Annotated in this window: 9 protein-coding genes; 4 read left to right on the top strand and 5 right to left on the bottom strand. The window is 72.8% G+C overall.

Going from position 1 to position 10,266, the window contains the following annotated elements; translation table 11 throughout:
• A partial coding sequence (locus E1284_RS34090) for a DUF4389 domain-containing protein (RefSeq protein ID WP_131944280.1) occupies nt 1-364 on the top strand: 364 nt, incomplete at its 5' end.
• A gap of 45 nt (nt 365-409) precedes the next feature.
• Nucleotides 410-2,140 carry a serine/threonine-protein kinase gene (locus E1284_RS34085; protein WP_131944279.1) on the top strand — a complete coding sequence of 577 codons (1,731 nt, stop codon included), beginning with the start codon at nt 410-412 and terminating at the stop codon, nt 2,138-2,140.
• Here the strand turns inward: E1284_RS34085 and E1284_RS34080 are convergent.
• Entirely contained in the window at nt 2,137-3,111 is a 975-nt protein-coding gene (locus E1284_RS34080; RefSeq protein WP_207924110.1) for an alpha/beta hydrolase, read from the bottom strand. The genes E1284_RS34085 and E1284_RS34080 overlap by 4 nt on opposite strands.
• Before the next feature lie 128 nt (nt 3,112-3,239).
• Between E1284_RS34080 and E1284_RS34075 the strand changes: the two genes are divergently transcribed.
• Nucleotides 3,240-5,027: a serine/threonine-protein kinase gene (locus tag E1284_RS34075; RefSeq protein WP_131944278.1), complete on the top strand. Its 1,788-nt coding sequence runs from the start codon at nt 3,240-3,242 to the stop codon at nt 5,025-5,027.
• A gap of 13 nt (nt 5,028-5,040) precedes the next feature.
• On the opposite strand, the gene E1284_RS34070 is transcribed toward E1284_RS34075, so the two are convergent.
• Nucleotides 5,041-5,679, bottom strand: a complete 639-nt coding sequence (locus E1284_RS34070) for a LysE family translocator (protein ID WP_131944277.1) — start codon at nt 5,677-5,679, stop codon at nt 5,041-5,043.
• Between the two features lie 131 nt (nt 5,680-5,810).
• Here E1284_RS34070 and E1284_RS34065 point away from each other — a divergent pair, with 131 nt between their 5' ends.
• Nucleotides 5,811-7,343, top strand: coding sequence for a glycosyltransferase family 39 protein (locus E1284_RS34065; protein WP_131944276.1), 1,533 nt, complete (start codon nt 5,811-5,813; stop codon nt 7,341-7,343).
• A 3-nt stretch (nt 7,344-7,346) separates the two neighbouring features.
• Here E1284_RS34065 and E1284_RS34060 read toward each other — a convergent pair whose 3' ends face one another.
• From E1284_RS34060 to cbiB, 3 genes are all read right to left on the bottom strand, one after another.
• Nucleotides 7,347-7,973, bottom strand: coding sequence for a DUF1444 domain-containing protein (locus E1284_RS34060; protein WP_243714912.1), 627 nt, complete (start codon nt 7,971-7,973; stop codon nt 7,347-7,349).
• A 38-nt stretch (nt 7,974-8,011) separates the two neighbouring features.
• Complete coding sequence (locus tag E1284_RS34055) at nt 8,012-9,523, bottom strand: cobyric acid synthase (protein ID WP_131944275.1); 1,512 nt, start codon at nt 9,521-9,523, stop codon at nt 8,012-8,014.
• On the bottom strand, nt 9,520-10,266 hold a 747-nt coding region (gene cbiB / locus E1284_RS34050; protein WP_131944274.1), incomplete at its 5' end, for an adenosylcobinamide-phosphate synthase CbiB. The genes E1284_RS34055 and cbiB, both read right to left, overlap by 4 nt.

The following is a 10,266-nucleotide window of genomic DNA, read 5'->3' as shown; positions in this document are numbered from 1 at the left end:
CGCCTACGCCTCCGAGCCCGTCCCGGCGCGGGAGCCGGAGCCGGACCGGGAGCCGACCGTGACGGTCGACCTGCCGTTCCCTGCCGCATGGCGGGGGCCGAGGCGCTGGTTCACCCTGCTCAGGGGCCTGCTCGTCGTCCCGCACCTGGTCGTGATGCTGGTCATGTACGCGCTGCTGGTGGTCGTGATGGTGGGCAGCTGGCTGGTGATCCCCTTCACCGGCCGCTACCCGCGCCCGCTGTACGGGCTGGTCGTCGGCTGCCAGCGCTGGTCGAACCGCGTCGTGGCGTACGCGTTCGGGCTCACCGGCGAGAAGCTCCCGCCGTTCCGCACCCTCCCCCGCGCCCGCCGGACCTCCCACTAAGGTGCTACGGACAACTCCCCCGATTCCCCTTCAGGATCGATCACGATGACCACGCACGCAGGAGAGAACGGCGAGGCCCTGCGCCCCGAGGACCCCGCGGAACTCGGCCCCTACCGGCTGATCGGCCGGCTCGGCCGGGGCGGCATGGGAACCGTCTACCTCGGCGAGGACACCGCCGGGCGCCGCGTCGCGGTGAAGGTGATCAACCGGGAGCTGGCCGGGGAGGGCGCGTTCCGGGACCGGTTCCGGCGCGAGGTCACGGCGGCGCGGCAGGTCCGCCGGTTCTGCACGGCCCCGGTGATGGACGCCGAACTCGACCACGACCCGCTGTACGTCGTCACCGAGTACATCGAGGGCCCGAGCCTGGAGAGCGCCGTCGCCGAGCGCGGTCCGCTGCCCGGCTCGGACCTGGAGGGCCTCGCCGTCGGCGTCGCGACGGCGCTCGCCGCCATCCACGGCGCCGGGATCGTGCACCGCGACCTCAAGCCCGCGAACGTGCTGCTGTCGTCCACCGGTCCCCGCGTCATCGACTTCGGCATCGCGCGGGCCCTGGACGCCACCGACGGGCCGACCCGCACCGGCCAGTTCGTCGGGACGCCGAACTACCTGCCGCCCGAGCTGCTGCGCGGCGAGCAGGTGTCCCCCGCGTCCGACGTGTTCTCGTGGGGCTGCGTCGTCGCCTACGCCGGGACGGGGGCCGCGCCGTTCGCGGGCAGCACCGTCCCGGAGATCTTCTACCGGGTCGTGCACGAGGAGCCGAAGCTGGACGGGCTCGACCCCGGCCTGCGGGACGTGGTCGCCGCCGCCCTCGACAAGGACCCGCGGCGCCGGCCGTCCGTCCAGGAGGTGCTCGGGCGGCTCGTCGGCAACGGGACGACGGACCCGGCGACGCTGGCCGAGACCGTCCAGGCGGGCTGGCACGGGCCTTCCGGGCCTTCCGGGCCCGGCGGCGGGCACGCCGGGGCGGGCACGCAGGCGTCCGCCGTGCCCACCGCCTTCCAGCAGCCGAACGGCCTGCACGGCCCCGACGTCACCCGGCGCGACGCGCGCCCCGGTTCCGGGTCGGGCGGCGGCCTGTCCGGCAGGGCGCTGGCGATCGGCGGCGCGGCCGTCGCCGCGGTGGTGCTCGCCGTCCTCGGGTTCACCCTCCTGCGTTCGGACGGCCCGCCCGACGACCTGGCGACCGCGTTCAGCGACGCCTTCTCCAGCCCCGACTCGGGCTGGGGCGACATCTACGACAAGACCTACGGGTACGCGGACGGCAAGTACCGGATGCAGACCAGCGGCACCATCGGGACGGTCACCCGCTGGGTGCCGAAGGACAAGGCCGAGGACTTCCCCGACCCGATGCTCGCGACCGTCACGGTCTCGGTCGAGCAGGGGCCCGCCGACAGCGCGTTCGGGATGATCTGCCGGGGCAACGAGGACGCCAAGAAGCAGTACGTGTTCCTCGTCCGCCACGACGGCAAGGGCGCCGTCCTCCGCAAGCTCAACGGTGACGTCGGCACGAAGGACCTCGCGGTCCCCGACTCCGTCCCCGGGTTCGACTCCGACGGGCCGAACAAGGTCCAGATCGCCTGCGAGGGGCAGGAGGAGGACGGCCCGAAGGTGCGGCTGCGGCTCTGGGTGAACGGCGAGAAGGTCATCGACGAGACCGACACCGACCAGCCGCTGCCGAACGGCTGGGTCGGCCTGCAGACCGAGCGGGGCGGGAACAAGGCCGAGCAGGTCGTCGCCGACTTCGACGACTTCGACATGTCGAAGATCTTGAGTTAGCCCCCGGCCGGGCCGGGGTCGGCCGGGAGGTAGCCGTTCGTCCAGCGGGCGAGCTCCTCGAACACCTGCGTCCGGGCCGGTTCGGCGGACAGCACCAGGTCGTGCAGGCCCCCGTCGATCCGGACGAGCGTGACGTGCCGCCCGATCCGGGGCGCGTACCGGGCCATGTGCTCGACGTCCAGGACGGCGTCGGCGCCCGTCACGTCCAGCACCTTGCGGGTCGGGCGGACGCTGCGCGTCGACGCCATGACCAGGACCGGCACGTCGACGTCCAGGCCCCGGTGCAGGCGGAGCTGCCCGCGCCGGACGGCCGCGAGCCACGCCGCCCGCACCGGGAACCCGAGGAGCGGCTTCCAGGCGAGGTCGAACTCCCATTCGCCCTCGTGCTCGCGGTGCAGGCTGCGCGGGTACCGGTCCGACACGCCCGCCGGCAGCTTCGCCTTCGGGAACCGGGAGCGCAGTGCCCGCGCCAGCCCGGCGCCGGCCTTGCGCATGACGAGCGGCTCGGCGAGGTCGAAGAACGGGCTGTTGAGGAACAGCCCGTCGACCAGGCCGCGGCCCTTCACCCGGTCGGCCCAGAGGGCGGCGATCAGGCCGCCGGTGGAGTGGCCGTTCAGCAGGAGCGTGTCGTGGCCGTCCACGTCCCGGACGATCCGGACGGCCTCGCCGATCTCCGGGAAGTAGTCCGAGAGGCTCTCGATGTAGTTCGGGGTCTGGTGCGGGCGCAGCGAACGCCCGTACTTGCGCAGGTCGAGCGCGTAGAAGTCGAAGCCGAGGTCCACGTAGAAGTCGGCCAGGTGCTTCTGGAAGAAGTAGTCGATGAACCCGTGCAGGTACAGGACCGCCCGGCGCGACGGGTCGGGGCACCGGCGGCGCACGAGCGTCGCCACGACCTCGCCCTCGGCGTCCCGGCCCATCGGCAGTTCGATCGCCTCGTACTCTGGGCCGAGCACGTCATCGGTAACGTCCACGCTTCCTCCCGAACCCGGCCGCCGTTCCCGGCGTCCAAGCGTACGGGCGCGCCGTCCAGACGGGGACCGACCACCCCGTCCGCGCGTCCGAAAACTGAAACGATGACTCCTCCGCTCCGGGAGACGCCATGCAGGCCCCCCTTCGCGACCGTGACCCGCGGCAGCTCGGCCCGTACCGGTTGACCGCGCGCCTCGGGCGCGGCGGCATGGGCACCGTGTTCCTCGGCGAGGACGACGCCGGACGGCGGGTCGCGGTCAAGGTCATCAACCCGGGGCTGGCCGACGACGAGGCGTTCCGCGAGCGGTTCCGCCGCGAGGTGACGGCCGCGCGGCAGGTCCGGCGGTTCTGCACGGCCTCGGTGCTAGACGCCCGGCTGGACGGCGACCCCCTCTACGTGGTGACCGAGTACGTCGCAGGCTCCTCGCTCGACGAGGCCGTCCGGGAGGGCGGGCCGCTGCGGGGCGGCGACCTGGAGGCCCTCGCGGTCAACATCGCGACCGCGCTGAGCGCCATCCACGCCGCCGGGATCGTGCACCGCGACCTCAAGCCGTCCAACGTGCTGCTGTCCCCGACCGGGCCGCGCGTGATCGACTTCGGCATCGCGCGGGCGCTGGACGCCACCGACGGGCCGACCAGAACCGGCCAGTTCGTCGGCACGCCCGCCTACATCGCGCCGGAGCTGATGCGGGGCGAGGAGATCACCCCGGCGGCGGACGTGTTCTCCTGGGGGTGCGTCGTCGCCTACGCGGGCACGGGACGCTCCCCGTTCGGCGGCGGGGCCCTTCTGGAGACGATCAACCGGGTGATGTCCGCCGAACCCGACCTGGAGGGCCTGGACCCGGCGGTGCGGGAACTGGTGGAGCGGTCGCTCGCCAAGGACCCGGCGGGACGCCCGGCGGTGAAGCAGCTGATCCAGGCGCTGACCGGCGAGGACGAGCCGCCCGGGACCCCGCCGGCCGGGCTTCCGGCCGCGGGAGCGGCGGCCGCGGAGCCGCCGGCTGCGGAAACCCCGGCCGCGGAGCCGCCGGCCGTGGAGGCGCCCGGGACGCCGCCGCCCGGCACGCTGCCGCTGCCACCGCCGGAGTCGCGGACCGCCGCCGACTCCGTCCCGCCGACGCATCCGACGGGGGCACCGCCGCCGCCTCCGGTGCCGTCCCCCAGCGCGATGCCGTCCGCGTCCCCGCACGGGCGGCGGCGCGCGGACCGCAACCACGGGGTCCTCATCGGCGCGGTCGCCGCCGTCGTCGGCATCTCCGCCCTGCTCGGGCTGCGGAACCTGCCGGACGGCGGTGGGGAGCCGGACGGCTCGGGCGGCACCGCGGCCGCCGCCGTCCTCGGCGAGCAGCCGCCGGACGCCGACGACAAGATCTTCGACGACAAGTTCGGCAAGGAGGACTCGGGCTGGCCGCGGACCGGCGACGGGGCCTACCGGGACCGGAGCTATGAGGTCCGGCTCGTCCCGTCACTGAGCCACACGACCGTGGCGGCGCCCGTGCGGGGCGTTCCGGACTCGCAGCTCCTGGAGGTGGAGGTCCGGCTCGGCGGCCCCGACGCGGAGGCCGGGGTGTTCTGCCGCAGCGACGAGGGCACGGGGTACGCGTTCCTGGTCCGGGGCAGCGGGCAGGCGCGCATCGCCTGGATGGCGCCCGACAAGCTCGAAGACCTGCAGACGGGATTCGCCACCGGCCTGCGCAAGGACCGGGGCAACCGCGTCCAGGCCGCCTGCCTGCCCGATGACGCCGGCATGCGGCTGGGCCTGTGGGTGAACGGCGAGGCCGTCGCCACCGGCACCGACCACGAGCACCCGGGTGAGTTCGGGGAGCCCGGCAAGAGCGGCCTGATCGTCGCCCGCGCCGGCGATCCGTCGGTGGAGCAGCGCGCGACCTTCGACGACTTCTCGCTCTGCTCCGTCTGAGCGCGGGGCGGGATCAGTCCTTGCGGCCGGTGGCGGCGACGGTCACGCCGAGGCCGATCATCATCAGGCCGCCGGTGCCGCCGATGGCCGCGAGGCGGCGCGGTGAACTCGCGAACCACGCGCGGGCCGTCCCGGCGGCGATGCCCCACACGCTGTCGCTGAGCAGCGCGATGACCGCGAAGATCAGCCCGAACACCATCATCTGCAGGGTGGCGTGGCCGTGCTCGCGGACCACGAACTGCGGCAGGACGGCCGCGAAGAACACCGTCGTCTTCGGGTTCGTGACGCCGACGACGAAGCCCTGGAGGAGCGCGCGTCCGCCCGTCCCGCCCGCCTCGTCCGCGCCGACCGCCTCCTGCAGCGAGCGGCGGTGCCGGATGGCCTGCACCCCCAGATAGACGATGTAGACCGCGCCGACGATCTTCAACGCGGTGAACACGACCACCGACCGCTCCACGATCGACCCGATGCCGACCGCGACGGCGGCCGTCAGCACGAGCGCGGCGAGCACCCCGCCCACGACGCCGGCGAGCGCGGTGCGGCGCCCGTGCGCCAGCGCCCGTCCCACGACGAACAGCACGGACGGCCCGGGGATGATGATGATCGCGAACGCCATCACCGAGAATGCCAGCACCTGATGCAGCGAAACCATGGCCGCACACTACGCAGCATGTCCGACACCGGCCCACTGAATATTCTCCCGCCGCCGCGCCGCTGCGGTGTCCGGGGGCGGACGGCGCGACGATCGTGACTTAGGCCACAATCTCTGCCAAAGTCTGGATCATGACCGCCCCTGCGTCCGAGGCGTCGCGGCCTGCCGAGACCTCGTCCGGCGCGCCGGTGCCGGCCTGGCGGCCGGTACTGCTGATGGCGGGCGCGCTCGGGGTGCTGCTGCTGGCCCTCAGCGCACGCTACGGCTACCACCGCGACGAGCTGTACTTCCGGGTGGCCGGACGGCATCTGGCCTGGGGGTATCCCGACCAGCCGCCGCTGCTGCCGCTGATCGCGCGGGCGGTCACCGCGGTGTTCGGCGACTCGCTCGTCGCGCTGCGCGTCCCGGCCGCGCTGTTCTCCTCCGCCGGCGTCATCGTCGCCGCGCTGACGGCGCGCGAGATGGGCGGCGGGCGGCGCGCGCAACTGCTGACGGCCGCGTCCTACACGGTGTGTCCCTTCGCCGTGGCGATCGGGCACACGTTCTACACGGCGACGCTCGACCTGCTGCTGTCGACGGCGATCGTGTGGCTGGTCGTCCGGTGGGTGCGGACCCGCGACCAGCGGCTGCTGCTCGCCGTCGGCGCCGTGGCCGCGCTGGCGCTGAACGTGAAGTACCTGGCGGCGTTCCTGCTGGCCGCGCTGGTGATCGGGCTGCTGGTGGCGGGGCCGCGCGAGTTCCTGCGGCGTCCGATGCTCGCCGCCGGGGCGCTCGTCGCCGTCCTGGCGGTCGTCCCCGGGCTGGTGTGGCAGGCGCGGCACGGCTGGCCGCAACTCGACATGGCGAGCGCGATCGCCGACAAGGGGGACTTCGCCGGACGGCCCGGATTCGTCCCGTTCCAGCTCATCCTGACCGGCATGTTCACGTCCTGGCTGTGGATCTACGGGCTGTGGCGGACGTACCGGTCCGATGGCCTGCGGACGTTCCGGTTCCTCGGGCACGCGTACCTGCTGCTGAACGTCCTGTTCCTGATCACCGCCGGCAAGCCGTACTACCTGAGCGGGCTGTGGGCGGCGCTCTGGGCCGCCGGGGCCGTCGAGGTCGAGCGGAACGGCGCGCCGCGCGGCTTCGGGTGGCTCACGTCCGCCCCGGTGTACGTGATCACCGGGATCACGACGGTGCTGCTGACGCTGCCCGTCTACCCGGTGACGTGGCTGGCCGGCACGCCGCAGCCGGTGATCAACGCGGACGCGGCCGAGACGGTCGGCTGGCCGCGCTTCGCCGCGCAGGTCGCCGGCGTCTACCGCGCGCTGCCGCCGGACGAGCGGTCCGCGGCGACGATCGTCGTCGGCAACTACGGCGAGGCCGGGGCGCTCGACAAGTACGGGCCCGGCCTCGGCCTGCCCCGCGCCTACAGCGGCCACAACGGCTACTGGTACTTCGGGCGCCCGCCGGACACGGGCGGCCCCACCATCGTGGTCGGCCCGGACACCGTCGCCGAGGGCGCCGGGCTGCGGCGGTTCTGGTCGGACGTGCGCCCGGTGGCGCGCATCGACAACGGCGTCGGCCTCGACAACCAGGAACAGGGCAAACCGGTCTGGGTCTGCCGCGGGCAGCGCGCCTCGTGGACGCAGCTGTGGCCCGAGTTCAAGCAGCTGTCGTGACCGTCACGCGGCGAGGACGTCCCAGGCGCCGGCGCGGCGCACCATCAGGTTGTGCGTGAGCAGGCTCGCCGCCGGGACGTCCCAGCCCGGGTCGGCGTTGTCGCGGTCCTCGGCCCACACCTGCGCGACCGCCCAGCGCAGCTTGTCGACGCCGTCGGGGTGGCCGGTACCGGACGCCACGAACACGTCCCGCGCGGGCGCCGCCACGACGAGGTCGCCGTCGACGTCCTGCGCCAGCTTCTCCAGGAACCCCTCGTCGAGCAGCAGTCCCGACTCCAGGCTGCCGCGGCCGGGTGTGCCGCCGAGCGACACCGTCACGGCGCGGACGTCCGGATACCAGCTGAGGCTCAGCTCCGGCCGCAGGTCGCGCAGATTGATCACCGCGCGGCGGCGCAGCTCGCCCGGCGCCACGTTCAGCTCGGCGCAGTGCCGGCGCGCGACCTGCTCGTGGCGGCGGCCGGACGGGACGCCCTCGTCGGCGATCTCCAGCGCGTAGGTGACGTACAGGTCGCCGGCGAACGGGTCGCGGATCGGCTCCTCGTCGGCGGGCAGCGGGAACTCCAACTGGACCTCCGCCGGCACCCGCGCCTTCATCAGCGGGACGATCAGACTGGACCGCGGGTCGGTCACGGGACGTTCCTCCTGGTACCTGGTGCGGCCTGAGTGGATCACCTTACCGCCGCGGCGGGCGGTTCCGGGGCGCCACCGGGAGGGACGACGGGCAGCCCGGCGGGCGCGCCCTTCTCGATGATCCGCCACAGGGCGTCGGTGTCCATGTGCTCCTCGATGAGATCGCCGAGCGCATCGAGGGTGGCCTCTCTGAGTTGGTGGAACGACACGTCGGGGGCGGGGGTGAAATCCCTTCGGGCGTGCTGGGCCACGTCCTTGAGGAAGGCCCTTCTGAAGGCGTCGTTCTCCATGGCGCCGTGCCAGGTCGTGCCCCAGACGGCGCCTTTCCGGCAGCCGTCCAGGAATGGCTCGCCGTGTGCGGTGACGACGCCGTGGTGGATCTCGTAGGCGTGGACGTCCTCGCCGTAGGCTTCGCCGGTGGGACGTCCGAGGATCTTCTCCTCCCCGAATTCGACTCTCGCCGGTAGAAGGCCGAGTCCGTGCGCTGTTCCCTGCCGGGACTCGATGCGGTCGACGATCTCCTCGGCGAGCATCTGGTAGCCGCCGCAGATGCCGAGCACAGGGCGCCCTTCTCTGGCCCGCCTCAGGATTTCGTCGGCCATTCCCCTGTCGCGCAGCCATTCGAGATCGCTCACCGTGGCCCTGGTACCCGGAAGGACGACGAGATCGGCCTCCGCGAGGTCGCCGACGCTGGCCGCGTACCTGACGATGACGCCCGGCTCGCATGCCAGGGCGTCCAGGTCGGTGAAGTTCGAGATGCGGGGGAACCGGACGACGGCGATCCGGAGCGTCTCCTTCCCGTAGGGGCCCTTGGCGTCGGGTCGGGGGGCGTCCAGCGCCAGGGTGTCCTCGGAATCGAGATACAGACCGAGTTTCCAGGGCAGAACGCCCAACGTCCGCCGCCCTGTGAGGGCTTCGAGCTGCTCCAGCCCCGGCTTGAGCAACTCGTACGCGCCCCGGAACTTGTTGATGACGAATCCCGCGATAAGAGCCTGGTCTGCCTCTTCCAGCAGCGCGACCGTTCCGTAGAGGGAAGCGAAGACCCCACCGCGATCGATATCGCCGACGACCACGACCGGCAGGTCGGCCGCCCGCGCCAGGCCCATGTTCACGATGTCGCCGCCGCGCAGATTGATCTCGGCCGGGCTTCCCGCGCCCTCGCAGACCACGACGTCGTACTCGGCCCGCAACTCCTCAAGGCTTTCGAGCACGACGGCCTTGAGCCTCTCCTTGTGGCGGCCGTACTCCAGCGCGTCGACCTCCGCGACGGGCCGCCCCAGAACGACGACCTGGCTGCGCCGATCGCTGCCCGGCTTCAGCAGCACGGGATTCATCACGGCACGCGGCTCGACGCCCGCCGCCTGGGCCTGCATGTACTGCGCCCGCCCGATCTCCGCCCCGTCACTCGTCACCATCGAATTCAGCGACATGTTCTGGGCCTTGAACGGCGCGACCTTCACGCCTTGCCCGGCCAGCCAGCGGCACAGTCCCGCCGTGACGACGCTCTTACCGGCGTCCGACGTCGTCCCCGCCACGAGCAGCCCGCTCACCGCAGCACCCCGATCACCACCGCCGCAGCGAACGTCACGGCCGCCGAAAGCTTGACGGCCCTCCTGATGTCCCTCACCTCGGGCACCCTGCCGTCCCCCATCTCGGGACGCCGTTCAACACGTCCCCCATAGGCATTGACACCGCCCAGCCGCACATCGAGCGCACCCGCGAACGCCGCCTCGACCTGCCCGGCATTGGGGCTCGGGTGCTTCTTCCCGTCCCGCCTGAGCACCCGCCAAGCCCCCGGCCTCCCGCAGGCCACGACCAATCCCGCGGTCACCCGCGCCGGAACCCAATTGGCGACATCGTCCAATCTCGCCGCCGCCCACCCGAACCGCTCATATCTCGGACTCCGGTACCCGACCATCGCGTCCAGCGTGTTGATGGCCCGATACATCAGCAGCCCCGGAATGCCCGCCACCGCTCCCCAGACCAGCGGGGCCACCGACGCGTCCGAGGTGTTCTCGGCGACCGACTCCACGACCGCCCTGCTCAACCCCGGCGCGTCCATCCCCTCGGGATCCCGCGCGCACAAATGGGAGAGCCGCGCCCTGGCAGCCTCCAGATCGCCTTGCTCCAGAACACGGGCCATGGCGAGCCCCTCACGGCCCAACGACGTCCCGCCGAGCACAGCCCAGGTAGCCACCGCAGTGGCAAGCCCATGCACCCCGAACCGCCGGCTCACCCGCTCCAGCACAACACCGACAGCCCCCGCGCCCCCCACGAGCACCCCGGCGTACAC

Origin of the sequence: Actinomadura bangladeshensis, from assembly GCF_004348335.1 — a bacterium.
GTDB classification, from domain to species: domain Bacteria; phylum Actinomycetota; class Actinomycetes; order Streptosporangiales; family Streptosporangiaceae; genus Spirillospora; species Spirillospora bangladeshensis.
The sequence above is the reverse complement of the archived record's forward strand: the minus strand, read 5'-3'. Positions and strand labels throughout refer to the sequence as shown.

Bases quoted from the DNA above. Each gene is read 5' to 3' on its own strand.
- E1284_RS34085 (WP_131944279.1), top strand. From the start codon at position 410: ATGACCACGCACGCAGGAGAGAACGGCGAGGCCCTGCGCCCCGAGGAC.
- E1284_RS34075 (WP_131944278.1), top strand. From the start codon at position 3,240: ATGCAGGCCCCCCTTCGCGACCGTGACCCGCGGCAGCTCGGCCCGTAC.
- E1284_RS34070 (WP_131944277.1), bottom strand. From the start codon at position 5,679: ATGGTTTCGCTGCATCAGGTGCTGGCATTCTCGGTGATGGCGTTCGCG.
- E1284_RS34065 (WP_131944276.1), top strand. From the start codon at position 5,811: ATGACCGCCCCTGCGTCCGAGGCGTCGCGGCCTGCCGAGACCTCGTCC.